This window comes from Steroidobacter cummioxidans (genome assembly GCF_003104955.1).
This window is the reverse complement of sequence record NZ_LSRW01000006.1, coordinates 38,954-63,590: the sequence shown is the minus strand read 5'-3', so window position 1 is coordinate 63,590 and position 24,637 is coordinate 38,954. Positions and strand designations below refer to the sequence as shown.

Sequence of the window (24,637 nt, the reverse complement as noted above, 5' to 3'; positions counted from 1 at the left end):
ATGCGCTCATTTACAGACATTTTCATCAAGCACCCCGTCCTCGCGGTGGTGGTCAACCTGGTCATCGTGTTGGTGGGTGCGCGGGCACTGTTCAACCTGCCCGTGCAGCAGTTTCCGAGCGTCGAGAGCTCGTCGGTCATCATCACTACCGTGTACACCGGTGCGAGCGCCGAGACTGTTCGCGGATTTTTGACGACCCCTATAGAGCGCGCAGTATCGGCGATCAGCGGCGTCGACTATGTCGAGTCGACCAGCCGCGCCGGCGTGAGCACGATCACTGTGCGTTTGAAACTGGATCACGACAGCACAGACGCATTGGCCGAGGTCACCGCCCGCTTGCAGCAGGTTCGTTCCGAATTGCCCGCCGAAGCGGAGCCGCCGGTCGTCGAAGTGCAGCGTGCCGATCGTCCGTACGCGACGTTTTATCTCGGCTTCACTTCACCTGATCGCTCGGTGCCGGAGCTGACCGACTGGTTGTCTCGCACCTTGCAGCCGCAGTTGTCGACGCTCGAAGGCGTGCAGCGCGTGAGCTACGAAGGGGCGCAGCCGTTGGCGATGCGCGTGTGGATCGATCCCGACCGGCTCGCAGCTCGCAATCTTGCTCCGGGCGACGTGCACGACGCTCTGCGCCGGAATAACTATCTCGCCGCTGTCGGTCAGACCAAAGGCAATCTGGTGCAGGTCAACCTGCTCGCCAACACGGATCTGCGTGCAGTCGGTGAGTTCGAGAATCTGATCGTCGCCGACCGTGACGGCGCAATCGTGCGCTTGAGCGATGTGGCGCGCGTTGAGCTAGGCGCGGAAGAAGCGGCGATGGTGGCGAAGTACAACGGCCAACAGAGCGTGTATCTCGGCGTGTGGCCGCTGCCCGGCTCGAATGAAATCGAGGTCGCCCGCCACCTGCGTGAGGAGATGGAACGCATTCAACCCACGCTGCCGGCCGACATCGAGATGCGGCTGGTGTGGGATGGCACCATGTTCATGCGCAGCGCCCTGGAAGAAATCACCAAGACGCTGGGCGAGACGGTGCTGATCGTGGCCATCGTCGTGTTCCTGTTCATGGGCTCGATTCGCACGGCGCTGGTGCCGCTGGTCGCAATGCCGGTGTCGCTGGTCGGCGCGGCCATTGTGATGATGGCGTTCGGCTTCAGCTTGAATCTGCTGACCATTCTGGCGATCGTGCTGTCGGTGGGTCTGGTCGTCGACGATGCCATCGTCGTGGTCGAGAACGTCGAGCGTCACGTGCGCGAAGGAAAATCTCGGATCGACGCTGCGCTTGCGGGCGCCAGAGAGCTGGCGGGACCCATCATCGCGATGACGATCACGCTGGCCACCGTGTACACGCCGATCGCGTTCCAGGGCGGCCTGACGGGCTCGCTGTTCCTGGAGTTCGCAATCACGCTCGCGGCGGCAGTGGTCGTGTCCGGCATCGTCGCGCTCACCTTGTCGCCGGTGATGAGCTCGCGCTTCGTGCATGAGCATGGTCACGAGGGCAAGTTGACCGGCATCGTGAATCGCGGTTTCGATGCGGTCCGTCGCACTTACGAAAAGTTGCTCGACGGCGCACTGAACATGCGCTGGGGCATCGTCGCAATGGCCGTGCTCGTCACGCTCGCCGCGTGGCCGCTGTTCATGTATTCGCGTCAGGAGTTGGCGCCGGTGGAGGATCAAAGTCACATCAGCTTGTTCTTCGAGGCGTCCCCGGACTCATCGCTGGTCGCGACCGATCGCGATTCGCAGCATGTCGTGCAGGCGCTGACGGCGTTCCCCGAAGCGGATTTCATGTGGTCGTTGACCGCGGCGTGGGGCGGTTTCGGCGGTCTGGTCGCGAAAGATTGGAAGGAGCGCGATCGTTCGACCGAAGAGATGTATGGCGACGTTTACGGTGCTGTGTCGCAAGTGACGGGGCTGCGTGTGTATCCGCGTCTCGATCCGCCGCTGCCAACGCCGGGCCAATACGACGTTGAGATGATCGTGCAGAACGAGCACTCGATCGAAGAGTTGCTTGCGACCACGCAGGCCGTGCTCGACGCCGGCTGGGCGAGCGGCAAGTTCCTGTATGTCGACACGGATCTGAAGATCGATCTGCCACAGGCGCGCGTCGTGCTCGATCGCGAGCGCCTCGCCGATCTGGGGCTGGATCTGGCCGGCGTCGGGCGCGAGCTGGGCACGTTGTTGGGCGGCGCATACGTCAATCGCTTCAACTACTTCGATCGCAGCTACAAGGTGATCCCGCAGATCGGCGACAAGGATCGCGCCACGCTCGATCCATTGCTCGATCTGAAGATCAAGACGCCGAGTGGCGCGCTGGTGCCGGTGTCCACGTTCATGCACATCGAGTCGGAGACCGGGCCGCGCACGTTGAATCGATTCGCACAACGTAACTCGGCGCGCATCTTCGGTGGCGTGCAGCCTGGCGTGACCAAGGAAGAAGGCTTACGTGTGTTGGAACGCGCGGCGAAGCAGGTGGGCGGCGACAATGTGTTGATCGACTACGCCGGTGAGTCGCGTCAGATTCGTCATGAAGGCACTGCATTGACCGCAACGCTCGGCTTCGCGCTGATCCTGATCTATCTCGTGCTCGCCGCGCAGTTCCAGAGCTTCCGCGATCCATTGATCGTGTTGCTCGGCTCGGTGCCGCTCGCGATCTCGGGGGCGCTGGTGTTCACGTTCCTGGACATGACGACCATCAACATCTACTCGCAAGTGGGCTTGATTACGCTGGTCGGCCTGATCGCGAAGAACGGCATCCTCATCGTCGAATTCGCGAATACTCTGCAGGAGCGAGGCGTAGAAAAGATCGCGGCCTTGCGTGAGGCATCGCTGACCCGGCTACGTCCGGTGCTCATGACCTCCGCAGCCACGGTGTTTGGCCACTTCCCGCTCGTGTTGGTGTCGGGGCCCGGTGCCGAGGCGCGCAATAGCATTGGCATCGTGTTGGTGACGGGCATGATCGTCGGCACGCTGTTTACATTGTTCGTGGTGCCGGTGTTCTACACGCTCATCGCTGCGGACCATCGCAAGCATGAGGCGCACCAGGAAGGTACAAAGCATGAGGCCGCGGGGACAGCGGTCGCTGTGCCGGCCTGAGGCGGAACTGCGACGGGCACGGCGGGTCTAATTCGCTATCTGGGAGATTGGCGCGAGCCCTTAGGCATTTGCCTGCAGGCCGCGCCTGCGTCTTGATAAGCAGGATTCCCGTCGCAACTTTAGTTCGCATGTCCACCATTCCCTCGATTCGCGCCCGAGCCGCGGGCCACAGGCGGCAACAATTGTTGGATGCCGCCGGGACCCTGGTGCTGAAGAAAGGTACCGCCGCCTTGACGCTGGACGCGGTCGCCGACGCCGCGCATGTCAGCAAGGGTGGGTTGCTGTATTACTTCGACTCGAAGAACTCCCTGCTCGAGGCGCTCGCCGACTACCTGGCCGAGCAGCTACAGGTCGAAGTCGAACGTCAGGCTGCGGGCGGCAGTCTCGCGAAGGCGTATCTGCAGGTCGTGTCGCGTATGGGCCAGCTGCCCAAAGATCAGCAGGTGTTCAAAGCGCTGACCATTATCTGCACGGCGCAGCCCGAGCTGGCAGGGCGCGTGCGGGCTCGGTTGCATCTGTCGCAGCCCGAACCGCTGTCAGGCGAAAGCTCGCTCGACGAGCTGCATCTGCGGCTGGTCGCCGACGGCATGTGGCTGGCCGACCTGTTCGGTTGCTATGAGATCAGCCCGCAGCAGCGCGCGGAGCTGCTGCAAAAGCTGGGCGCTGCCTGAACTGCTAAGCCTGCGTCACGGGCGGCGCCAGCTCGCCTTGCAGGAACTCGATCAAGGTGGCATTGAACTCGCTGGCACGCTCGATATTCGATAAGTGCGCCGCTTCCAACAACACGAGCTTCGCTTCGGGAATGGCGTTCGCAATGGACTCCGCTTGAGCGGGCGTGGTCCCCACGTCATGCGTGCCGCCGATCACCAGTGTTTTCGCGGTAATGCTCTTGATCGATTCCCGCTGATCCATCTCGCGAATGGCCGCACAACAGGCTGCATAACCTTGCGGTGAAGTCTCCAGCAGGAGGGTGCGGATCTTCTGGATCTGCTCGGGATGCGCTTGATGAAACTGCGGCGTGAACCATCGCCCCAAAATGCCTTCGGTCAACGGCGCCGTGCCTTGTGCCAGCACAGATTGAATCCTCGCGTCCCACGTTTCGCGCGGCGGCATGTGGGGCGAGGTATTACAGAACGCTGCCTTGAGCACGCAGTCCGGCCACTTGGTCGCGATATGCATCGCAATCATTCCGCCTAAGGACACGCCGCAAAGATGAGCGCGCGCGACTCCGCATGCTTCGAGCACATTCAGCGCATCGGTCGCCAGCAAATCCAGGGTCGCCTCTGTGTGAGTGCCGATTGTAGATTTGCCATGGCCGCGCGCATCGAAGCGGATCAGCTCGAAGCGCTCGCTCAACGCTTCGAATTGCTCATCCCACATCTCTAGCGAAGTCCCCAGAGCATTCAACAGCAGCAGCGCCGGCGCACCGGGTCGCGGCGTGTGCTCGACTCGAAGTTGTACATCCTGTGAGGTGACCTGCTTCATGGGAACTTTGCACCTGAGCGAAAAACAGGCCCTATGCTACAACAGTCCTCGCGGGCATCGAGTTCGGAACAGCCGCGCAAAAAAATGCCCCGCGTATGCGGGGCGAGTGCAGGGAGGAGGAGCGAGGAAATCTATGCAGGAATGGAGCCGGTCTGCGTTGCTTCGTCGGTAGCGCTGGTGCCCTTGATCCGATCGTCGCCGACCGGGTCGAGCTGCAGCGCGCGACGCACACCTGCGCCGTATTCGGGATCGCACTTCGTGAACAGCGCGAGCTGTCGACGGACGATCGATTCCGGTACGCCTTGCATGGCCGCAGCGATGTTGTCGAACAAGCGCTGCTTCTGTGCCGCGTCGAACAGACGGAACAGATTGCCGGGCTGAGTGAAGTCGTCGTTCCCCGAACGATGATCGTAACGATCAGCCGAGCCATGCAGCGGCAAGGGCGGTTCGGCGAAGCGCGGATCCTGCTTCGGGCCGTTGAACGAGTTCGGCTCGTAGTACGCATCGGCATTGCCGGTGTCGTTCTGGAAGAACCGCATCGAGCCATCCTTGTGATAGTGATGCACCGGACACTTCGGTGCGTTCACCGGCAACGCTTCGTAATGCGTGCCCAGGCGATAACGATGCGCATCGGCGTAGCTGAAGATTCGAGCCTGCAACACACGGTCGGGCGAGAAGCCGACGCCCGGCACGATGTTCGAAGGTGACATCGCCACCTGCTCGATTTCCGCGAAGTAATTGCTCGGATTGCGATTGAGCTCGAGCACGCCGACCTCGATCAGCGGGAAGTCACGATGCGGCCACACCTTGGTGAGGTCGAACGGGTTCAGCCCGGTATCTTCCGACCACGCGGTTGCCTGCGCTTCGGTCATGATTTGCACCTGCAGGGTCCAGCGCGGGAAATCGCCCTTGTCGATGGCGGCAAACAAATCTTCCTGCGTGCTCTCGCGAGTGCGGCCGACCACCTGCGCCGCTTCGGCGTTGGTCCAGTGACGGTGGCCTTGTTGGGTCTTGAAGTGGAACTTCACCCAGAAGCGCTCGCCCGCAGCGTTAATCAAGCTGTAGGTGTGCGAGCCATAGCCATTCATATGACGCACGTCGGTCGGCAGGCCGCGATCGGAAAACAAAATCGTGATCTGATGCAGGCTTTCGGGCGACAGCGACCAGAAATCCCATTGCGCCGTGGGCGACCGCAGGTTGGTGCGCGGATGACGCTTCTGCGTGCGAATGAAATCCGGGAATTTGAGCGGATCGCGAATGAAGAACACCGGCGTGTTGTTACCAACCAGATCCCAGTTGCCTTCGGGCGTGTAGAACTTCAGCGCGAAGCCGCGCACGTCACGTTCCGCATCCGCGGCGCCGAGTTCGCCGGCGACCGTCGAGAACCGCAGGATCAGATCGGTTTTCGCGCCAGGCTGTAACACCTTTGCTTTGGTGTAAGCGGAGATATCACCTGTCACGGTCAGCGTGCCATGAGCACCCCAGCCCTTGGCGTGTACGACGCGCTCGGGAATGCGCTCGCGATTTTGATGGGCGAGCTTCTCGATCAATTGGTAGTCCTGCAGGAGCAGCGGGCCGTGTGCGCCGGCGCTCAGCGAATTCTGATTGTCGCTGATCGGATTGCCGGCGCTGGTGGTGAGCGTGGCGGGAGGCGCGGATTTGATCTCTGGCTTGCTCATGGAGCGGCACCTGCTTCTTGTGAGTGGACGCAGGCAAGGTACGCGCTGGCCGGTCATTACAGAAATCGATTGATCCCATGGCGCCGATAGACGAACTCCTATGCCAGATCGGTGCCGCCCAGGCGCGGCGTTCGGCTAAACTTTGCTTCGATGTCAGCGCCGCCGCTCCACAATCCCCGCCGTATTGCCCGCCTGCGCTATCGGCCGGTCACGCGACGCGACCTGGACGAATGCATGAACCTGTTGCCGCCGTGGCTGGGTCTCAGCGCGGAGCAGAAGCAGGCCTTACCCCGCTTGTGGCAGCAACTCGTCGACGAGCCCTCCATGATCAGCGCCATCGTCGAAGACATGGCGCTACCGGCCGAGCGCATCCAGGGGTGGGGCGTCACCCTCATCCTTCCCAAGCCGCTGGTTGGCGAGTTGCAGCTCGATCGGCAGCCCGAGGCTTTTGTTACCCGCCGCGTCTATCAATCGTTGCTGGACGGGCGCTTCCGGCCGATGACCGATCGCGAGATCGGACAGGAGAACGCGGCCGGCGAGCTGACCATGTTGATCATGCACTTCTCGGCGCGTCAGTACGGGCCCGGCAGTCCCTATGGCCACAGCCTGATCGCGGTGGCCAACGACACTTACCGGACCTTTCATGATGGCTACAACCTGCGCGCCATCTACTATGAAACGAACGCGGCCGATCAATACGCGGCCGTGCCCTCGGGATTTCTTCGTCGTCGCTTTGTAAACGAAGCGGAGCTCACGCCTCTGCCGCTCGAGGTCCGGCCGGCGTACTTCGGGCTGACCCGCGCAGAGGCGTGGCAGCAGCAGCCCGGTCCGCCGACTCGCAACAGCTTCGAGCATCAGCCGCCGCTGTTTTGTTTCTCTGCCTCGCAGCGGCGCTTGCTGTGGTTTGCGCTGTTCGACGAATCGGACGAGGCATTGATGCCGCTGCTCGACGTGTCGGTCCATGGCCTGAAGAAACTGTGGCGCGGCATTTATGAGCGCATCGAGGACCGCATGCCCGCCTTCTTCGGTGATGCCGGCGGCGGCGACGACGGCAAGCGTGGGCCGGAAAAGCGCCGGCAAGTCATGGCGTACGTCAGGCAGCGCCTCGAAGAGCTGCGCCCCTGGGCCCCCGGCTGATCCGCCGACCGCGCAACGCCCCAAAGTCCGCATCGAAGTGTCGGGTCGGCGGCGGCACGATCGTCTTCCAGTCAGATCACAGGCACTCACAGGAGCACGACCGATGCGCGTCATGGTAATGATCAAGGCAACCAAGAACTCCGAAGCCGGCGCGGCGCCTACCGAGCAGCTGGCCGCCGACATGACCAAATTCAATGAAGCGCTGGTCCAGGCCGGCATCATGCTGGGTGGCGACGGCTTGCAGCCGACCAGCAAGGGCAAGCGCGTGCGTTTCTCCGGCGACAAGCGGCTGGTGATCGACGGACCGTTCGCCGAGACCAAGGAAGTGATCGCCGGCTACTGGGTCTGGCAGGTGAAGTCCATGGACGAGGCCATCGAATGGGTCCGCCGCTGCCCGCATCCCATGCCTGGCGAAGACACCGAGATCGAGATCCGGCCGCTGTACGAAATGGAGGATTTCGGCCCCGAGTTCACGCCGGAGCTGCGCGCCAAGGGAGAGGAGCTGCGAGCTGAGATCGAGCGCCAGCAAGGCAAGCGCTGAGGGCTCGACGGCAGCCGGCGGGTTTGGGAAAAATTTACAAACCGGGATGGGCGGGTGCCGCAGCTGCCCATTCTCAAGCTGCGGTGGCTCGGATACCCGGCGGTAATTGAAAAGGCGCGTGGCTACTGGTTTGGCACCAGAGCCACGCGCCTTTTGTTTACTTAAAGTCTTGCTCGCTTGCTGCGGCGAGCTGGGTCGGACTTTAAAGCGGGCGTTGCCACGTGGTGTTCGTGGAAGACGCCTGCGCCTTCAACTGCTCCAAGGCAGCCGACTGGTAGGTCGCTGCTGTGTCGAGTTTGGAGGTGTCGCTGGTTCCCGCTGCGACAATGCCAGCCCCGGCAGTGGACATCAGGCCGATCGCAACACAGACAAAATAGAAACGTTTCATGTGATTTCTCCGGGTTGGCGGCTGATTAGGCGAGGTTCAGGAGGGGGCGCTTGCCACCCACGATGCCATCGGCCAGCTGCTCCACGATCAGGGGGCGCTTGCCGCCAACGATGCCGTCGGCCAGCTGTTCCACGATCAGAGGACGCTTGCCGCCAACGATGCCGTCGGCCAGCTGTTCGACGATCAGGGGACGCTTGCCGCCAACGATGCCGTCCGCGAGCAGCGGGCGCTTACCGCCCACGATGCCGTCCGCGAGCAGGGGTCGCTTGCCGCCAACGATGCCGTCTGCAAGCAGCGGGCGCTTGCCGCCCACGATGCCGTCTGCGAGCAGGGGTCGCTTGCCGCCAACGATGCCATCCGCCAGCTGCTGCTCCACGATCAGGGGGCGCTTGCCGCCCACGATGCCGTCTGCGAGCAGCGGGCGCTTACCGCCAACGATGCCATCCGCCGAAGCGGCGCCTGCCAGCAGGATGGAGGAGAAAACAAACGCCTGGAGGATTCTGCTACGCATATCAACGTCGCTCCCGAAAAAATTTAGTAAGCACCCGCTCGAACGGAGTCAATCATAGACATAAGCGATAAGCGATTGTGATCTTCATCACACCTGTTCGGTGCAATTATGTTAGATAGTGCGAAAAATCAGGGTATTGCTTAGGCAGGCGTAGGTTCTGCCGCCTTAAGTGGTTGGCGCGAAAACGAGAACGTCAAAAACTCGACGTCCGACACGCAACCGTCCTAATTAGTAAGGAGAATTAGCCTCGTAGGCGAGGTACGCGTCGTTTTGAGTTGTTGAATCGCGCTGGCCTCGGTGTGCCACTGCACATCACCTGCCTTACGTGCCACTGACGTTTTGTAGCAATCAATGCTTGTCTAATGACATTTCCGAGAGCCGCTGGTGAGCGGCACCTATCGCGGATAGCGACGGTTCTCGAAGAAGCAATGCAGCTTCTCCCTCAGGATAGGGAGACTTACCTTCGAGAGCAGATCGCCGAGCCAGAGGAGCTGGAGGAAGCCCTTGGGCTGCTCGCTGTCTATCCTGAGTCGGTCACGAGCGGCCCGATTTCGCGGGCAGTCGCCGATGCGTTCTTACGCACCAGTCAGGCACACCGTCCGAGCCTGCTGGGTCGCGTCATCGCCGATCGCTACAAGATAGTTTCGGTACTCGGCCGCGGCGGGTCGGGCACTGTCTATCTGGCGGAGCGCGCGGATAAGCAATATTCGGCGCAGGTCGCGATCAAGATCATCGATGAGAGTGCCGCAACTTCCTTCGGGCTGCGCTTTCGTGCCGAGCGGCAGATTCTTGCCAGCCTCAACCATCCCAACATTGCACGGTTGCTGGATGCCGGCGAGACCGAGGGGCATCAGCCCTATCTGGTAATGGAATACATCCATGGCGAGCCCATGGATCGGTTCTGCGATGAGCGGCAGCTGAGCTTGCGTGAGCGACTCGAGTTGTTTCTCCAGGTCTGCGCCGCGGCACAGTACGCGCATCAAAACCTGATCGTGCATCGCGATCTCAAGCCTGCAAACATTCTGGTGACAGGCGAGGGCGTGCCCAAGCTGCTCGACTTTGGCATTGCCAAGCTGCTGGACGCGAGCGATGTCACCAAGCCGTCGGATCTGACGCGCATGAACGACCGTCTGCTCACCCCCGAGTACGCGAGTCCCGAGCAGATTCTTGGCAGACCGGTGACTACTGCGAGCGATGTTTATTCACTGGGCGTCGTTCTCTATCAACTGCTCACGGGACTGCGCCCGTACACATTGTCATCCTCCGCGGCCAGTCAGTTGGAGCTGGAACGCGCGATCTGCGTTACCGATCCAATGCGTCCAAGCGCCGCACTGCAGGCAGCACTGCGCGCTGGCCCGAAAGGCGATGAACCCTCCATCTCCGTTCTGGCCAACGCTCGTGGCACGACACCAGACAAGCTGGAACGCGCTCTCGTTGGCGATCTCGATGCCATCATCATGCGCGCGATGCGCAAAGAGCCGCAGCATCGCTACAGCTCGATCGATCAGTTCATCGGGGACATTCGCCACCACCTGGCGAACGAGCCGGTCCAGGCGCGCCAGGGAAACTGGGTCTACTACTCGTCTCGCTTCGTCAGGCGCAACTGGCTGACTGTCTCGGCGGGTGCCGTCGTGGCGGCGTTCGTCGTGGGCTCGCTCATTACCGTGGCTATCCAGCGCGCCAAAACTCAGGTCGCGCTGGAGCTGATGACACAGGAAAAAGAAACGCAGGAACGGGTATCCGGGCACTTTCGCGACATTTTTGCCGCGGCCAACCCCTATGTGAATTTCGGCCGCGAGATGTCGGCCCGCGAGCTGCTCGATCAGGCCAAGCTGGTGATCGACGCAGATCCGAACGTAAATCCAGCGGTGCGCTCGGAGCTGCACGTGAACATGGGCGTCGCGTACCGGCGTCTGGGCGAGCCCAACGAAGCTGTCGATCAGCTCGAGAAGGCGCTGCGACTGCGGCGTGAGTCCGCGGGCCAGAGTCCGAAGGTATTGACGACCCTGATCGAGCTTGCGGTGGCCGAGCGGGATGCCGGACTCGCGCAACAATCCGATGAGCACTTCAGCCAGGCGCAAGAGATGATGGCGAGCCTCGGCGAGACCGACGAAGAGGCCAGAGCGAAGCTGTTGGCGGAGATCGGTCGGCTCGAAACGATGCGCAGTCGCCCCGTCGAGGCACTGGCCGCATTCAATTCGGCACTGGAGCTGATGCGCCGTGTGAAGGGCGCGCGAGATCCGGAGATCGCCAGCATTCTGAGCGAACAGGCCAATCTCTATACCTGGCTGGACGACTATGCTCGAGCGGAAGCCGTCGCACGCGAGGCGGTCGGGATCTATGAAACCGTCGATGTGCGCCATCCCGATCGGGTCAAGGCGGACTTCGTGCTTGCCGAGACGCTGTTGTACCAGGGCAAACTCGCCGCGGCCGCGCCGATTTATGAGCGCACCCTAGCGACTCAGCGAGCGCTGTTCAAATCCAATCCGGCGGTGGCAGAAACCATTTCGTCGCTGGCTCAAGTGCGCCTGGCGCAAGGCAATACTGCAGAAGCCGAGAAACTGGTCCGAGAGGCGATTGCGATCCATCAGAATGCGAACAGTACGGCGTACGCGAAGATAGGATTTCTGGAAACGATGCTGGGCACGGTGTTGATACGGCAATCGAGGTTCGACGAAGCCGAGCCAGTGCTGCGCGACACACTCGAATTGTTTGGCAAGAGTCTGCCCCCCGACCATCAATACGTCGCGTCCGCTGAGCATTATCTTGGAGAGGTCCTGGCGGCAACGGGCAAGCTTGCCGATGCCGAAGCGCATTTCACGGCGGCGGCAAATCGCTGGGCGCGTACCGGGGCACCCGAATGGCGAGTAGCGCGATCGACCAGTGCACTTGGTGAGGTCTTGCACAAGGAAGGGAAACTCCGGGAAGCCGAACGGAAACTCGTCGACAGCTATCGCATCCTGGTCGCCGCTGACGGAGTCGATTCGGCCACGCGCGAGTTGGCGCGCAGCCGCGTAGTTCGCTTCTACGTCGATACCAAGCAGCGAGAGAAGTTGGACGCGCTCATGCAAGAGCTGCACCCGGAGCAAGCAGAGAACATCAGGGCCCAACGTTCGCTGTAACGTCGGCAAGGTCGGGCCCCTGAGCTCAGTCAGTCGTCCGCACGCACATCGAATAAACCGCGAAATCGCGCCGGCTGAGAGCGCAAATACTGATCGGGCGCTTTCACATGCGCGCCAAAATGAGCTGCGGCATGCCACGGCCAGCGCGGGTTGTAGAGCATGGCTCGCGCGAGCGCGATGAAATCTGCATCGCCAGCCACGAGCACGGATTCGGCGTGCTCGAAATCGCTGATCAAGCCAACGGCGATCACGGGCATCTTTACCGCTGCCTTGACTGCTCGTGCCAGTGGCACTTGATAGCCGGGCCCGACCCCGATCTTCTGCGCCGGTGTCAGCCCACCGCTGGAAACATGGATGGCATTGCAGCCGCGCGCATCCAGGGCTCGCGCGAATTCGACGGTCTGTTCGATGTCCCAGCCGCCGGGTGCCCAATCCGTTCCCGAGACTCGAATGCTGACCGGTTTGTCGGCAGGCACGACGGCGCGGACGGCGTCGAACACTTCGAGCGGAAAGCGCATGCGATTCTCGAGCGAGCCGCCGTATTCGTCCGTGCGTCGATTCGACAGCGGCGACAGAAACTGATGCAGCAAGTAGCCGTGCGCACCGTGTAGCTGGATCGCATCGAGGCCGATGTTCACGGCGCGGCGTGCAGATGCGACGAAGGCATCGCGGACGCCTTTCAATCCATCGCGATCCAAAGCGACGGGCGCATTTTCGCTGTCGTGGAAGGCAAGGGCGGAGGGCGCTTCAGTTTGCCAGCCATGCGCGTGAGTGGGTGCGAGTTGAGCGCCGCCTTTCCAAGGCAAATCGGTGGACGCCTTGCGACCGGCGTGTGCGAGCTGAATCGCGATCGGCATATCCGACCAGCGGCGCACCGACTCCACGACCCGTCGCATCGCGCTCTCGGTTTCGTCCGAGTACAGCCCCACGTCGGCATAAGTGATTCGGCCTTCGGGTTTGACGGCCGTGGCTTCGATGGTCAGCAGCCCGGCACCCGACAGCGCCAGCTGTCCGAGATGAATCACGTGCCAATCGGTCATGCAGCCATTGTCGGCCGAATACTGGCACATGGGCGCGATCACGATGCGGTTGGCGAGCGTGAGCGGGCCGACCTGGGCGGGCGTGAACAACTTGGATCGCATCGGTCATCTCCACGAAACGGGGCGGCAGCTCCTGCACGTCCATGTGCCCGCTGCATTAGGGCGTCCTGCCCAGCATGATAATCGCGGCTTCAGCGGTGCGGTCGCAAGTGGACGTGGTGATGGGAGTGGTGCGCCCGGCCGTTGGACTCCGACTCCACCGGAATGACGTTGAACTTGCCATGGCGCACGCCTTTCTCGGCGATCAGCGCTTCGGCGAACTGCACCACCTCTTGCGTATGGCCGCGCAGGATCATGGTCTCGATGCAATTGTCGTGATCGAGATGCGCGTGCATGGTCGAGACCGTCACGTCGTGATGATCGTGCTGAATCTGCGCGAGCCGGCCAGCGAGCTGACGCTCATGGTGGTTGTAGACGTAACTCAGCGCTGCCACACAATGGTGCGCACCGCCGTGATTCAGACTGTCTCGGTCCAACTCTCCGCGCAACAGATCGCGAAAGGCTTCGGACCGGTTCTGATAACCCTTCTGCTGCATGAATCGATCGAAAGTGTCGGCAAGATCGTCGTCGATGGAAATGGTGAGTCGTCGCATGGCTGTGCTCGGGTGCGAGGCCGGCAGCATAACTCAATGGCATACACGCATTCGCGTGCGTCATGCAGCGGCAGAAAAATTTGGCGCTCTGAAACAAGTGTGAAATATTCAGAAATCATCATACACCTGCTCGCGCCCCGGACGGTTCGATGCGAATAACTCGACAAAGGGCGTGAGGCGCGGTGAGAAGTCGATTTTCAAGGTTGTTGTGTGTTGTGAGCGGCGCGGTGGGCATGATGCTCGCCGCTGCCACCGCGATGGCGCACTCGGTCAGTGAACAGGCGCAGCAGCGCATGTTGATCGGCGGTTTCTCCGATGCCGCATGGATCGGCGCCGAGCACATGCTCACTGGCTACGATCATCTGCTGTTCTTGCTGGGCGTGATGCTGTTTCTGACGCGCTTCAGTCAGATCGTCGTGTTCATCACGGCGTTCACGGCAGGCCACACGATCACGCTGTTGTTCGCGACGCTCGCGGGCATCACGGCCAATCCGTATCTGGTCGACGCGGTCATCGCGCTGACCGTGACTTACAAAGCGTTCGAGAATCTCGACTTGTTTCGTCGCTGGTTCGGCCGCCCGGCGCCGAATCTGCTGTTCATGGTGTTCGTGTTCGGCTTGATCCATGGCTTCGGCCTGTCGACCCGCTTGCAGCAGATGACGCTGGCGAAAGATCCGGAGCTGGTGACCAAGATCATCGCGTTCAATGTCGGCGTCGAATTCGGTCAGATCGCCGCGCTCGTGTTGATGACTGCGGTCGTCAAGATCTGGCGCACGAGCACTGCCTTCCCGGCAATCACGCGCGCGACCAACGGCGCTTTGATCGCAGCGAGCGCGGTGTTGTTGGTGATGCAAGTTCATGGCTATGTCACATCGTCGCAGGATGTGATCGCAGTGTCTGAAGGTGTTTCCTACCCGTCGTGATGGAGAACGGTCGTGGCGATGTCTATGTCGAATAACGTATTGCGATGGGCGGTAGCCTGCGCGCTAGGATCGCTATCGTTCGGCGCGGTGGCGGAAATGCTGCCGGCTGAGGCCGCCATCGATGAAGTGGTCGTCAAGGGGCAGCTGCTGCGCTCCAGTGAATCGGCGTACAGCGCGACGGTGCTGGATACGACGGCCATCCGTGAGCAAGCGTTCGCTGACGTCGATGAGCTGTTCCGCTTCGTCCCGGGCATGATCGTGCGCGATCTGCAGCTCGGCTCGGTCGCGAGCAATATTGTGATTCGCGGCTTCGGCAACGGCGGGCACGGCGGCGATCTTGGCGCCGTCATCGATGGCATCCCACTCAATGAAGCCATGTCGCACGCCGATGGCTACGTCGACCTGAACACGGTCGTGCCGCTGGAGATCGAGTCGTTCACTGTGTTCAAAGGCCCTGTGTCGGCGCTGTACGGCAACTACAATCGCGGTGGTCTGGTCGACATTCAGACACGCAAGAGCGGAGACTATGCCGAGGCGGATTTCTCGCTTGCGTCATACGACACTGTCGATCTGCAGGCCGCCTATGGCGCGAAGCTCGGCGAGACGCAGCAGGTCAATCTCGCAGGACAGCTGTTTCGCACCGACAATTATCGGCCGCAGAGCAAGACCGAACGTGGCACGTTCGCTGGTCGCTGGTCGGCGCGGGTGACACCAGATTTGCAGGTCGCTGTGTCGACGCGCTATCTGCAGTCGGAGAGTGATTCCGCCTCGTACCTTACTGCGGCTCAGTTCCGGTCGAATCCTCGTGGCATCGATCCAAACACTCAGAACGACGGCGCGGACAAAGAATTCCTGACCGTCCGCGGCGACGTGAACTATCAGATCAACGATGAGCTGAAGCTGCTGACGTTCGCGTACACGACTCAGCAGGACTTCACTCGCTGGTTCTCGCGGCCCGTCAGCGCGACGACGTGGCGTCAGCGCGAAGAAACCTACGACCGCAGCGTCTATGGCGCCGGCACCAGCCTGAATGGCGTGACGGCTCTGGCCTCCATTCCGGTGAGTTACATCGCGGGAGTCGAGACGTTCCGCGAGGCCACCGAGTACAAGTTCTTCGACGGCCTGGATCATCGTCGCCGTGTGCTGCCGGCACAGTCCGATCGCGAGACCGAGCTCAACAGCGTCTCGGCGTTCAGCGAGGTGAGAGCGAACGTGCATCCACTCGCACAGCTATCGCTGGGTTTACGTGCCGATCGCTTCACCGGTGGCTGTGAGCTGCGCGCCTCGGAGACAGGCACTGATCCGTGCGGCGCGCTCAACAAGGCCGATCACGTGAGCCCGAAGGTGGGCTTGCAGTCGCAGGTAACCGATTGGTTGCAGTTGCGTGCCAGCTGGGCCGAAGGTTTCGCGCTGGCGAACGGCTTCGTGAAGTATGCGATCGGCGGTCAGCCGCTCAACGAGAACGTGTTCCGTCAGACCGAGGTCGGCATGCGCGTCGCCGCAGCGGCATTTGAGTTCGACGTCGCGGGTTATCGCTTGAAGTCGACGGGCGAAGTGCGCACGGTCGCGCCGGGCGTCTATGAGAATTTCGGCGCGACCCTGCGCGAAGGCATCGAAGCGAGCGCGAGATGGAAGCCCGTCGAGAGCTTCGAACTGAGCGCCGTCTATGGCATCACTGATACGAAAGTGCAGCAGAACGCGGATGCCCGATTGTTGGGCTTGGCTGTGGCGGGCGTGCCTGCGAATTCCGGCAACCTCGAAGCATCCTTCCGTCCGTCAGCGGACTGGAGCATCAACGCTTTCTGGCGCTACGTCGGCGAGTACGACGTCGACGCGCTGAACACGCTACAGGCAGAAAGCTACGATCTGCTCGACATCGCCGTCTCATACACAAACCGCGGCGACCGCAAGTATCGCGTCTACGCGCGGCTCGACAACGTGACGGACGAGAAGTACGCGACGTCGGTTTCGATCATCGGCGGTCAGCTCTTGTTCGCTCCAGGCGCGCCGCGCACCGTGCGCGCCGGCATCCAGTTCGATTTCTAATGGGACATTGATATGTTCAGCAGATCACGTCAGTTGATTCTTTCCGCGATGCTCACGTGCTGCGCATCGGGCGTCATGGCACACACGGTATGGCTCGAGCCCGTGCCGCAGAATCAGGGTGACTACCAGGTTTTCTTTGGCGGACACGCCGGCAAGCTCGAGACCTACCAGCCGCAGAAGATCAAGCAGGTCGAAGCGGTCGACAAGCAAGGCAAGAAGCTGGGCCTGAGCCGGGATGTGACCGATGACGGCGTGCGCTTGCATGTCGAGGGCGTGCCCGCTTTGATCTCGATGCACTTCGACAACGGCATTCACGCGCGCCCAGCGACGGGCCCGAGCGTCGAGAAGCCGATGAATGAAGTGCCCGGCGCGACACGCGCAACCTATGCGGTCAAGTATCACAAGACTGTGTTGGATTGGGCGCCCCTGGTGACCAAGACGCTGGGTCAGCCGTTCGAAGTCGTTCCCCTGTCGGCGCAGCAGCCGGTGGCCGATCAGCCGTTCCGCGTTCGTGTGCTTCAGGATGGCAAGCCGGTCGCCGGTGTGAAGCTCGGCCACGGTGAGGAAGGTACGGCGGCGGATCCGGTTACCGATGCCGACGGCGTCGCGGCCTTCGTGCCGAAGCAAGGTTTCAACAGGCTGTGGGCGGGCAAGCGTATTGCCGTCACCGGCAATCCCAAATACACGGAGCTGAGCTATGAATATTCCTTCGGGTTCGATGCGAAGTAAGGCCATGCAGTTCATCGCACGACTGCGCACGTTGGCTTGCCTGGTGTTCCTGCTGCCAGGCCTGGCGGCCGCGCACGGTCTTTTGCTCGACGCCAAGCACGTGGGCGATCACATCGAAGGCACGGTGTATTACTCGAACGGTGAGCTGGCCGTGCGTGAGCCTGTCGAACTGCTCGACCTCTCCACTGCAAATGCTGTCGCCGCTACGGCGGATACCGACGACGCCGGCAAGTTCAGCTTCCCGGTAACCCAAGGTCATCGCTATCGGATTTCCGCGTACGCCGCCGAAGGCCACGGCGTGGATGTCGAGATCGAAGCGGTCGCTAACGCCCGCCCGCAGCTCATCGAGAAGGAAGCGGCGGCCGACGATCAATCCTGGTTGCCGCCCGCCTGGGCAGTGATCGGTTTCCTGTTGCTTGCGTCGCTCGTGCCGGTCGTGATTTCACGCCGGCGCGCCGCGGCCGGCTCGACGACGAATCAGTAGATCATTTAGCGGGCTGCGCGCCCCGCCATTCTCCGTTCTGGAACGAGAGAAACACCGTGCTCCACAGCTGAGCCGCGTTCGATTCGTCCGCATGCGTGTTGTGCTGTCCGAACGCTTCGGGACGATACTGACCACTCGCAAACGACCACGACCACAGCTCCGACGAGCGCAGCGCGTTGGTTGCATCGATCGCCTTCCATAGCTGAGCCTTTGCTATCCGCAATCGCGAGCGAAGTTCCGCGGACAGGTCGGTTCGCGCGAGCTGACGACTGAGCCCCGCCGCAAGTACCGCTTGCTGCCACGACCAGACCACCGTGCCGTGATAAGCGTCGTTGCCGAACCGAGACTGCGTTGCTCTATCGGTAAACGCCGGATTGGCGACCAGCAAGCCGACGGGTGTCATCAATCCCGCAGGGAACGGACGCATGATGGCGTCGATCGAACGTTGCAGCTGTGCGGGCGTTGGCTGGGTGAACAACAGGGCGAACCCGTCGTCGGAATGCATGATGGGAATCGGCTTGCCGTTCCCGTCCAGTGACAGTGCGTTGAACGTCAGCGATTGGCCGCGCAGGCCACTGTCGAGTGTGGCTAGCGGTTCTCTCGGATCTACGCCGATGGCGACGGCATAAGCGGCCACCTGATCCTGCGCCTGTTTCGCGGGAACGGTGACGACGAACATCGGGGGTGCCCTGCGTGACCATACGTCATGTTGATCGCGAGCCTTTTGCAGCGTGCGACGTTGGGTGTCCGAGAGATAGGCGTCGATCAAGCCGCTTTTCACGAGCCGATCGATGGCTTCGAGCGCCGCGGGGACGAAGACGGCATTCACGTCATACGCGTAACGCCCGCGCCCGAGGCCTTCCTCGCTGTCCCGCCATTGCCCCGTCATGCGGTCTTCTTTGAGGCCAACGAGGTTTGCTGGTTTGGGATCGGAGGCGAACGCAGCCGTGCGTTCCACGATCCAGATCAAGTTCTTGACGAGCGCATCGCCTCGTCGTTGGCCCGCGGCGTTCTTCTCCGCGAAGAATTTTGCTGCACGGGACCGGCCATCGTTATCCAGTAGCCAACTGGCGGTGAGCGGCGCGAGCATGAAGTCGTCATCGATCATTCCATAGTCGTAGATCGGCGTATCGACTGCTCCGCGGCCTTCTTTGGAGTTGCGCAGCACGGCGAACTCCCCAATGTCCTCTTCGTGTGCGACTTCGCCATTCGGCGCGAGCCGAGTGAGCACCGATCCGATGCCACTCTCGATGGCCAGGTGCTGCAAGACTGGCGTGAGCAGGGTCAGTGACATCATGGTGTCGCGGCCGAAGTACGTATCGAAGCGCCACGAGCCGGCCAGATATTTTTCGCGATAGCTCAGAAAGGTGAGCACATCGCGAGCGCGTGCGTCGCGTGCGGCGGTTGCGGTTAGTAGCGATGTATTGTCGATCGGCGTGAGAGGCGTCTCGCCGGTCAACGCGACGACCTTCAGGCGCAGCTTGCCGTCGGCGCTGGTAATGGCTTCCTTCGATACTTGTGCACCGTCGAGCGCTTCGATCGACAGGCGATACCCGGGCGCGCCATCGAGCCTGGATCGTGCCCAGACGATGCGATTGCCTGTCACGCTCGGGGCGCTCGCGATGCCATCCGGAACTGTGCCAAGCGTCTGATAATCACGCAGCACTCGCACTGAGGACAGCACCGCTTCGTGGATGTTGAGCGTTCCCGTATCGACGCTGACTTCCGCTTCGATGCCGTGAAGCGGTCTGCCTTGCGCGTCTTTGTCGTTCACCCCAGTGGGCGACTGTGAGAGCGTCCACTCGACCGGACGATCGCTCTTGTTGAACCAGAGACCGACGCCGCTGTTGCCGGCCGGGAAGGCGACGAGGATGCGCGGATCCGTGCCTGATCGTAACAACAAGTGTGCAGCTACGGCCCCTTCGCGCAGGAAGCTGTTGATGTTGCGCCCCTCGTCGATTTGGAAACGCAAGTGCGGGGGCGCGGCCGGCGGTGATTTCGCAGTGGCGCAGCTGGCGAGCACGACGATACTGACCAGGCTGACGACGAGTGCAGCGATGCGAGTCATGCCGGCGATGATGCGCCGGCCCGTGACTCGACGCTATACGGTGGCAACCCGTCGCCAGCTATGGAATTTATTCAAGCAGCCAGCGGCGCAGCAGCTGTGTCGTCTCCTCGGGTACTTCCATCGGCGGCAGGTGGCCGCACGCAGCAAACACGTAATAAGTCGAGCCTGCGATCTGACGGTGCATTTCCTCGGCATCGCTCGGCGGCGTGAGAATGTCCGAGTCGCCCACAGCCACCAGGGTGGGAACATTGATCGACGCCAGCAAGGGGCGCGAGTCGGGCCGATTCAGAATGGCATGCTGCTGACGCAGGAAGGCGTCGCCGCCGACTCGCTTTGCCATGGCTTGCACTTCTGCACCGATCGGGCCGTGCACATGCTTGGCATGAACCAGCTGCGGCAACATGCGACTCGTGACGCCGAAGAAGCGACCGTGCTTGAGCGACTTGATGCCCGCGAGTCGTTGCGTCACTCGTTGCGGCGAGTCGAGCGCGGCGCTGGTATCCACCAGCGCAAGCCGCGTCACCCGCTCTGGCTGCTGACGCAGGATTTCAAACGCGACATAACCGCCCATCGAGAGCGCAGCCAACGCGAAACGCTGGGGGGCGGCGTCGAGGACGCGCCTGGCCATCGCACTCAAACTGTCGTCGAGGGTGAGGTCCGGGATGCTTGTCTCGGCAACGTCGCCGAGATCACGAGCTTGATCGCGCCACAATCTCTGATCACATAACAGGCCGGGCAACAATAACAGCGGGGGGCGTTCTGGCATGAGTTTCCTTTGCGCATCAGGGTACCCAGCGCCCTATCCCGGTGGCAATCAGGTCCGGGATGATCGAGGGTTGCTATCTTGCAAATTTTGCACAACCTGCGCGAGACTATATGTGCCGACGCCGATCGCGATTCCTAGAAGACAAGCGCGGCAGACATAACAAGGCATAAGCGGATTGTCCGTTATCGCACCGGGAGGTGTACGCATGGCTCGCGTTCTTCGTGTTCTCAGCGTATTGGCGTGTGTAGTGGGGTTGTCGGCCTGTCAAAGCCTGCCGACCACGGCTTACAACAAGGCCGCCAGCAACGTTAAGTCGGTCAGCCTTGCGCCCATGGGCATTCCCAAGACGCCTTCCGTACGCATTCTTGCCTCGGTCGGCGGCAACTTCGGTTTGATCGGTGCGGCCATCGAAGAGAGTCGCGCAGCGGCCGCCAGCAAGGAACTGCAGGAAATCTTCGCCCAGTCCAATTACGACTATCGCAAAGACATCCAGGACTCACTGTCCCTGGCATTCTCCGAAGTCTCGATGCCGCTGGGTTCCGTTTCTGGCGAGCGGCCTGCCAAAGAGCAGGCCAAATTCCTGAGCACCTGTCCGGCGACGCCAGACGCGGATGCTTGCCTCGACGTGTTCCTCACGTACTTCGGGTACATGTCGGCCGGTGCGACCACTGATTATGTCCCGACTGTGCACATGACCGCGAAGCTGGTGCGCGTCAGTGACCGTGCGACGCTGTTCCAGGATCAGGTGCACTACAATGCGATAGCCGGTACCAAGGCGATCGTCGTACAGCCGTCGGACGAATACCGCTTCAAGGATCGCGACGCGATGCAGGCGGATCCGCAGCGGGTGACCGCAGGAATTCAGCAGGCGGTGCGGGCGGCAACCAGCGAACTGGCCAAACAGTTCAAGTAGACCTGGGGGCACGACATGGCTGCATTGGAACGGCCCCTCATTCGCGCGATTACACTCGCGATAGCAGCGTGCCTGGCGAGCAATGCCGCGCATGCCGCGGGGAAAAAGGAAGAGCCGCGCGTATGCGCGGCAAGCAACGCCGACCTCAAGGCGGTAGCGCTCGAAGAACACGTCAAGAAGAAGAAAGGCAAGTTCGTCCTCGGTAAGAAAAGCGAGTGCCTGGTCACCAGCGAGGGCATCAGTCTGCCTGCCGTTCTGGTCGAGCTGCCGCCGTTTGTGGAGCCTTACGTGGTGAACATCCGCAGCCTGCTTGGCGGAACGGTGTTGGCGCCGCGCGTGGATGTGCTCGACGCCACAAAAATGCAGCGTCGCAGTCTCGGCAGCACCGACATCAAGAGCCGCGGCGACTCGTTGTCCATGGATGTGTTCGTCAATCAAGAGAATGCCGACGAGCGTTACCTGGTGCTGTATCCCGATCCTGCGTCGCTCGGACGCGGTGAGTCGCGCAGTTCGATGGGAGCACAGACAACATATATCGCGACGGGTTACTGGATCTCGGGGACCGACTCCAAGCAGCTGGTGAACTACGTGGATGCAGGAACGCTGATCGTGACCCTGAAAGGATCGCGCTGGGAGAAGAGCTAGCGCATCCTCACGTCCGGCCGCGCTTGGACCGCGGTTTGCCAGGCAACTGATCGAAATCGGTGAGGGCATCGGCTGCTGTCACCTCTTCTAGCAGCGTTTGCGCTTCGCGCGTCACGTCGAAGAAACCGGCTTTGGCGGTGGCTGTAGATGCGTAGCGCAAGTACGTCACCTGCCCGGCGAGGGCCTCGACCCTGCGCCGCGCGTGCGGCGCATTGCCGATGTCGATGCCTACGAGATTGATGCCGGGACGGACGTTGACCATCACCCAGGGCCGCTTGTTCACGAGCTTGCCTTGCATGGCCCCATTCACGACCACCTTGAGTGTGCTAAACGCAGGCTTCTTGCCGACGTTATAGACGCAAATGCTCGCGCTCTCGGCGCTGGCCTCGGTCGGCGCACAAGGCGCATCGTTCGCCCACATCGATGAGGTGAGCAACAGGCTCACGCTGCACACCCCGGCAGCTGCCACTTTCGACTTCTTGGTCCCCGCCATTTCCGTGCTCTCGGCGACGTTGTAGTTCTCTGTGCGCTTACTCTAAACGTCTCGTGCGCGAAAGTCCTCAGCGAGAGCGAGTGCTGATTCATTTGCAGTCAGGCTCATTCTTGTTTCGCGCCGTACAGTGCGTAAGCGCGCCCTCCGGGCAAGGTCCACTGCGCAAGCGGTTGCAATCCCAGTTGGCTCAGCGCGGCGGCATTCGGGCCGCTTGGCGGGCGCTGTGGCTCGGTGCCGTGCCCAGTGGCGGGGAACAGTTCTCGCAGTCGAATTTTCGTGGACGGTCGTTTTAGCAGTACCAGGAATTTCTGATTCGGCTCACGTGCGAGCAGCGCGCGCGCCGAATCCGCGCCGCACACGCCAGGCAAGCGCAGCCCAGTGCGAGTATCGAGTACCGCGCGCGTCGTTTCATCGCCGCAATACAGGGCTGCAGCTGGCAGTTGGGGCGCGGCCTGGCTCAGCAGCCTGCCCAGGTCCTGGCTGCGATCGAACACCGGAAACGCAACCGCTTCGAGGCACACGAGCGCGAGGATGAATGCACTCGCCGCGCCGGCGATGGAGCGTTGTAGAGGATCCAGTAACTGCCGGATCGCGTTGCTCGCCGCGATGATGCAAAGGGCAGCTACGATCAACAGCAGAACCGCAGTGGTGCCCAGGCCCGCGAACGCCAGCAAGACCAATGAAAGCCCCGCTAGCAGGATTGCCAGGGCGTACAGAGTGCGCCGGGTCCACCGATGCATCGTCTGCTCGGCCGACGTGAGTTGTTCGCTGGGAATCGTCAGCCAGGCCGCGACCAGCAACGCTCCGCCGATCAAGGCCGGACCGAAGTAAACGCCACGCGCCGTGCGCGACAGCAGAAACACGATGCAGGCCGGTACAGTGGCGGCGAGACAGAAGCGGGTCGCACTTCGCAACGTGGGTGAGGACTGCGATCGCAGCGTTCGCACGCCCCAGCGCCCAGCGGCCCACCATGCAACCGTCCACGGCAGGACGTAAACAGGTAACGACAGCAGGAATTCCCAGTGAGAGCTGCGATGGCCGAGGTCATAGTCCGAGTTGGACTCGACCGGCAGGAAGCGAGCGACCAGATTGTCCCAGAGCAGCGTACTTAGATGCGTCGATCCCTCGGGTGAGCGCAGCAGCGCTATCAGCCACGGGCCGACGCAAAGGCAGAACCATCCTGCGGCCACGAGCACTGGCCATCGCAGGAGCGCGCCGAGGCGGCGTTCCCAGGCAAGCCAGACGAGCAGCGTCGCTCCCGGCACCAGCAGCCCGACGCCGTTCTTCGACAGAAATGCACCGGCCAGACTGGTGCCGAACGCAATGGCCCAGGCGAATTGCAGCGAGGGGGAAGACGCTTGCATGAGTCGCCAGAGACTCAGCAAGGCCGCGGCGGTGAACGCGAGCAGAGGAGCATCCGTCGCCAGCCAGATCTGTGTCTGCGCTATCAGCGACATGCTGTTAAAGCTCAGCGCCGCCAGAATTGCGGCCTGGCCTCGTCTCTCTTTCGGCACGAAATCCGCGGCCAGCACGGCGACGCAGAGCGTTGCGAGCAGAGCCCAAATTAGATTGGGAACTCGCGCGACAGGTGCGGAGGGGCCCATCGCCGCCATGCTTGCAGATCCCGCCCAGTAGGCGAGGGGTGGCTTCTCGAGAAATGGCTCGCCTGCCAGGCGTGGCAGCACGACGTCGCCGGTGACCAGCATGTTGTATGCAATGTTGAACTCGCGCGGCTCGTCGGGCGTCCAGATTTCCCGACCAAACATTCCGAAGTACCACAGCGGCACAAGCGGCAGTAGCGCGACCAGCACGCGCCAATGTGCACGGGTGCTTTCGGAGGCGCCCTTCGTCGACCACAGCGCAGTGATGCTCACGCGTGTTTCCCCTTGGCGGCCATCGTTGTTATCTGGCGGACGCGCGATAG

General features: G+C 61.9%; 21 protein-coding genes. 11 read left to right on the top strand and 10 right to left on the bottom strand.

What is annotated here, in order from left to right:
* Both D0550_RS04690 and D0550_RS04685 read left to right on the top strand, forming a co-directional pair.
* Window positions 1–3,090, top strand: a complete 3,090-nt coding sequence (locus D0550_RS04690; protein ID WP_116808084.1) for an efflux RND transporter permease subunit — start codon at window positions 1–3, stop codon at window positions 3,088–3,090.
* A gap of 128 nt (window positions 3,091–3,218) precedes the next feature.
* The gene (locus tag D0550_RS04685) at window positions 3,219–3,761 is read left to right on the top strand and encodes a TetR/AcrR family transcriptional regulator (RefSeq protein WP_116807951.1); all 543 of its coding nucleotides are present in this window, start codon (window positions 3,219–3,221) and stop codon (window positions 3,759–3,761) included.
* A 4-nt stretch (window positions 3,762–3,765) separates the two neighbouring features.
* Here D0550_RS04685 and pcaD read toward each other — a convergent pair whose 3' ends face one another.
* Both pcaD and D0550_RS04675 read right to left on the bottom strand, forming a co-directional pair.
* A complete protein-coding gene (pcaD, locus tag D0550_RS04680) occupies window positions 3,766–4,575 on the bottom strand; it encodes a 3-oxoadipate enol-lactonase (protein ID WP_116807950.1) in 810 nt (269 codons plus the stop codon).
* Window positions 4,576–4,706: 131 nt separating this feature from the next.
* The gene (locus D0550_RS04675) at window positions 4,707–6,254 is read right to left on the bottom strand and encodes a catalase (RefSeq protein WP_116807949.1); all 1,548 of its coding nucleotides are present in this window, start codon (window positions 6,252–6,254) and stop codon (window positions 4,707–4,709) included.
* 234 nt (window positions 6,255–6,488) lie between these two features.
* Between D0550_RS04675 and D0550_RS04670 the strand changes: the two genes are divergently transcribed.
* A complete protein-coding gene (locus tag D0550_RS04670) occupies window positions 6,489–7,391 on the top strand; it encodes a BAR domain-containing protein (protein WP_153067033.1) in 903 nt (300 codons plus the stop codon).
* A 103-nt stretch (window positions 7,392–7,494) separates the two neighbouring features.
* Window positions 7,495–7,932 (top strand): YciI family protein, encoded by a 438-nt coding sequence (locus D0550_RS04665; RefSeq protein ID WP_116807947.1) that lies wholly within the window; start codon window positions 7,495–7,497, stop codon window positions 7,930–7,932.
* A 202-nt stretch (window positions 7,933–8,134) separates the two neighbouring features.
* Here D0550_RS04665 and D0550_RS04660 read toward each other — a convergent pair whose 3' ends face one another.
* Both D0550_RS04660 and D0550_RS04655 read right to left on the bottom strand, forming a co-directional pair.
* Window positions 8,135–8,320 (bottom strand): hypothetical protein, encoded by a 186-nt coding sequence (locus D0550_RS04660; protein WP_116807946.1) that lies wholly within the window; start codon window positions 8,318–8,320, stop codon window positions 8,135–8,137.
* A gap of 25 nt (window positions 8,321–8,345) precedes the next feature.
* On the bottom strand, window positions 8,346–8,831 hold the full coding sequence (locus D0550_RS04655; RefSeq protein WP_116807945.1) for a hypothetical protein: 486 nt from the start codon (window positions 8,829–8,831) through the stop codon (window positions 8,346–8,348).
* 428 nt (window positions 8,832–9,259) lie between these two features.
* Here D0550_RS04655 and D0550_RS04650 point away from each other — a divergent pair, with 428 nt between their 5' ends.
* Complete coding sequence (locus D0550_RS04650) at window positions 9,260–11,953, top strand: serine/threonine-protein kinase (RefSeq protein ID WP_161965633.1); 2,694 nt, start codon at window positions 9,260–9,262, stop codon at window positions 11,951–11,953.
* Between the two features lie 29 nt (window positions 11,954–11,982).
* On the opposite strand, the gene D0550_RS04645 is transcribed toward D0550_RS04650, so the two are convergent.
* On the bottom strand, window positions 11,983–13,095 hold the full coding sequence (locus D0550_RS04645) for an NADH:flavin oxidoreductase/NADH oxidase (RefSeq protein WP_116807943.1): 1,113 nt from the start codon (window positions 13,093–13,095) through the stop codon (window positions 11,983–11,985).
* An 89-nt stretch (window positions 13,096–13,184) separates the two neighbouring features.
* Entirely contained in the window at window positions 13,185–13,646 is a 462-nt protein-coding gene (gene nikR, locus D0550_RS04640) for a nickel-responsive transcriptional regulator NikR (RefSeq protein ID WP_116808083.1), read from the bottom strand.
* A gap of 215 nt (window positions 13,647–13,861) precedes the next feature.
* Here nikR and D0550_RS04635 point away from each other — a divergent pair, with 215 nt between their 5' ends.
* Genes D0550_RS04635 through D0550_RS04620 form a run of 4 tightly spaced genes read left to right on the top strand, consistent with a single transcriptional unit; the run spans window position 13,862 to window position 17,828 of the window.
* A complete protein-coding gene (locus D0550_RS04635) occupies window positions 13,862–14,569 on the top strand; it encodes a HupE/UreJ family protein (protein ID WP_241520725.1) in 708 nt (235 codons plus the stop codon).
* Window positions 14,570–14,593: 24 nt separating this feature from the next.
* The gene (locus D0550_RS04630; protein ID WP_206606093.1) at window positions 14,594–16,615 is read left to right on the top strand and encodes a TonB-dependent receptor; all 2,022 of its coding nucleotides are present in this window, start codon (window positions 14,594–14,596) and stop codon (window positions 16,613–16,615) included.
* 12 nt (window positions 16,616–16,627) lie between these two features.
* The gene (locus D0550_RS04625) at window positions 16,628–17,344 is read left to right on the top strand and encodes a DUF4198 domain-containing protein (RefSeq protein WP_116807941.1); all 717 of its coding nucleotides are present in this window, start codon (window positions 16,628–16,630) and stop codon (window positions 17,342–17,344) included.
* Window positions 17,313–17,828 carry a hypothetical protein gene (locus tag D0550_RS04620; protein WP_153067032.1) on the top strand — a complete coding sequence of 172 codons (516 nt, stop codon included), beginning with the start codon at window positions 17,313–17,315 and terminating at the stop codon, window positions 17,826–17,828. Before D0550_RS04625 ends, D0550_RS04620 begins: the two co-directional genes overlap by 32 nt.
* Window position 17,829: 1 nt before the next feature.
* On the opposite strand, the gene D0550_RS04615 is transcribed toward D0550_RS04620, so the two are convergent.
* Together D0550_RS04615 and D0550_RS04610 are read right to left on the bottom strand one after the other, a co-directional pair.
* Entirely contained in the window at window positions 17,830–19,896 is a 2,067-nt protein-coding gene (locus tag D0550_RS04615; RefSeq protein WP_116807939.1) for a hypothetical protein, read from the bottom strand.
* A gap of 67 nt (window positions 19,897–19,963) precedes the next feature.
* Entirely contained in the window at window positions 19,964–20,662 is a 699-nt protein-coding gene (locus tag D0550_RS04610) for an alpha/beta fold hydrolase (RefSeq protein ID WP_116807938.1), read from the bottom strand.
* Window positions 20,663–20,867: 205 nt separating this feature from the next.
* Between D0550_RS04610 and D0550_RS04605 the strand changes: the two genes are divergently transcribed.
* Together D0550_RS04605 and D0550_RS04600 are read left to right on the top strand one after the other, a co-directional pair.
* Entirely contained in the window at window positions 20,868–21,575 is a 708-nt protein-coding gene (locus D0550_RS04605) for a hypothetical protein (RefSeq protein WP_153067031.1), read from the top strand.
* Between the two features lie 15 nt (window positions 21,576–21,590).
* Entirely contained in the window at window positions 21,591–22,220 is a 630-nt protein-coding gene (locus D0550_RS04600; RefSeq protein ID WP_116807936.1) for a hypothetical protein, read from the top strand.
* A 7-nt stretch (window positions 22,221–22,227) separates the two neighbouring features.
* Here the strand turns inward: D0550_RS04600 and D0550_RS04595 are convergent, their stop codons facing one another.
* Together D0550_RS04595 and D0550_RS04590 are read right to left on the bottom strand one after the other, a co-directional pair.
* Complete coding sequence (locus tag D0550_RS04595) at window positions 22,228–22,713, bottom strand: hypothetical protein (RefSeq protein ID WP_116807935.1); 486 nt, start codon at window positions 22,711–22,713, stop codon at window positions 22,228–22,230.
* Between the two features lie 104 nt (window positions 22,714–22,817).
* On the bottom strand, window positions 22,818–24,587 hold the full coding sequence (locus D0550_RS04590) for an ArnT family glycosyltransferase (RefSeq protein ID WP_161965632.1): 1,770 nt from the start codon (window positions 24,585–24,587) through the stop codon (window positions 22,818–22,820).
* Window positions 24,588–24,637: the final 50 nt, after the last annotated feature.

Excerpts from the sequence above, each read along its gene's own strand:
- D0550_RS04690 (WP_116808084.1), top strand. The coding sequence starts at position 1 with ATGCGCTCATTTACAGACATTTTCATCAAGCACCCCGTCCTCGCGGTG.
- D0550_RS04685 (WP_116807951.1), top strand. The coding sequence starts at position 3,219 with ATGTCCACCATTCCCTCGATTCGCGCCCGAGCCGCGGGCCACAGGCGG.
- pcaD (WP_116807950.1), bottom strand. The coding sequence starts at position 4,575 with ATGAAGCAGGTCACCTCACAGGATGTACAACTTCGAGTCGAGCACACG.
- D0550_RS04675 (WP_116807949.1), bottom strand. The coding sequence starts at position 6,254 with ATGAGCAAGCCAGAGATCAAATCCGCGCCTCCCGCCACGCTCACCACC.
- D0550_RS04670 (WP_153067033.1), top strand. The coding sequence starts at position 6,489 with ATGAACCTGTTGCCGCCGTGGCTGGGTCTCAGCGCGGAGCAGAAGCAG.
- D0550_RS04665 (WP_116807947.1), top strand. The coding sequence starts at position 7,495 with ATGCGCGTCATGGTAATGATCAAGGCAACCAAGAACTCCGAAGCCGGC.
- D0550_RS04660 (WP_116807946.1), bottom strand. The coding sequence starts at position 8,320 with ATGAAACGTTTCTATTTTGTCTGTGTTGCGATCGGCCTGATGTCCACT.
- D0550_RS04655 (WP_116807945.1), bottom strand. The coding sequence starts at position 8,831 with ATGCGTAGCAGAATCCTCCAGGCGTTTGTTTTCTCCTCCATCCTGCTG.
- D0550_RS04650 (WP_161965633.1), top strand. The coding sequence starts at position 9,260 with ATGCAGCTTCTCCCTCAGGATAGGGAGACTTACCTTCGAGAGCAGATC.
- D0550_RS04645 (WP_116807943.1), bottom strand. The coding sequence starts at position 13,095 with ATGCGATCCAAGTTGTTCACGCCCGCCCAGGTCGGCCCGCTCACGCTC.
- nikR (WP_116808083.1), bottom strand. The coding sequence starts at position 13,646 with ATGCGACGACTCACCATTTCCATCGACGACGATCTTGCCGACACTTTC.
- D0550_RS04630 (WP_206606093.1), top strand. The coding sequence starts at position 14,594 with ATGTCGAATAACGTATTGCGATGGGCGGTAGCCTGCGCGCTAGGATCG.
- D0550_RS04625 (WP_116807941.1), top strand. The coding sequence starts at position 16,628 with ATGTTCAGCAGATCACGTCAGTTGATTCTTTCCGCGATGCTCACGTGC.
- D0550_RS04620 (WP_153067032.1), top strand. The coding sequence starts at position 17,313 with ATGAATATTCCTTCGGGTTCGATGCGAAGTAAGGCCATGCAGTTCATC.
- D0550_RS04615 (WP_116807939.1), bottom strand. The coding sequence starts at position 19,896 with ATGACTCGCATCGCTGCACTCGTCGTCAGCCTGGTCAGTATCGTCGTG.
- D0550_RS04610 (WP_116807938.1), bottom strand. The coding sequence starts at position 20,662 with ATGCCAGAACGCCCCCCGCTGTTATTGTTGCCCGGCCTGTTATGTGAT.
- D0550_RS04605 (WP_153067031.1), top strand. The coding sequence starts at position 20,868 with ATGGCTCGCGTTCTTCGTGTTCTCAGCGTATTGGCGTGTGTAGTGGGG.
- D0550_RS04600 (WP_116807936.1), top strand. The coding sequence starts at position 21,591 with ATGGCTGCATTGGAACGGCCCCTCATTCGCGCGATTACACTCGCGATA.
- D0550_RS04595 (WP_116807935.1), bottom strand. The coding sequence starts at position 22,713 with ATGGCGGGGACCAAGAAGTCGAAAGTGGCAGCTGCCGGGGTGTGCAGC.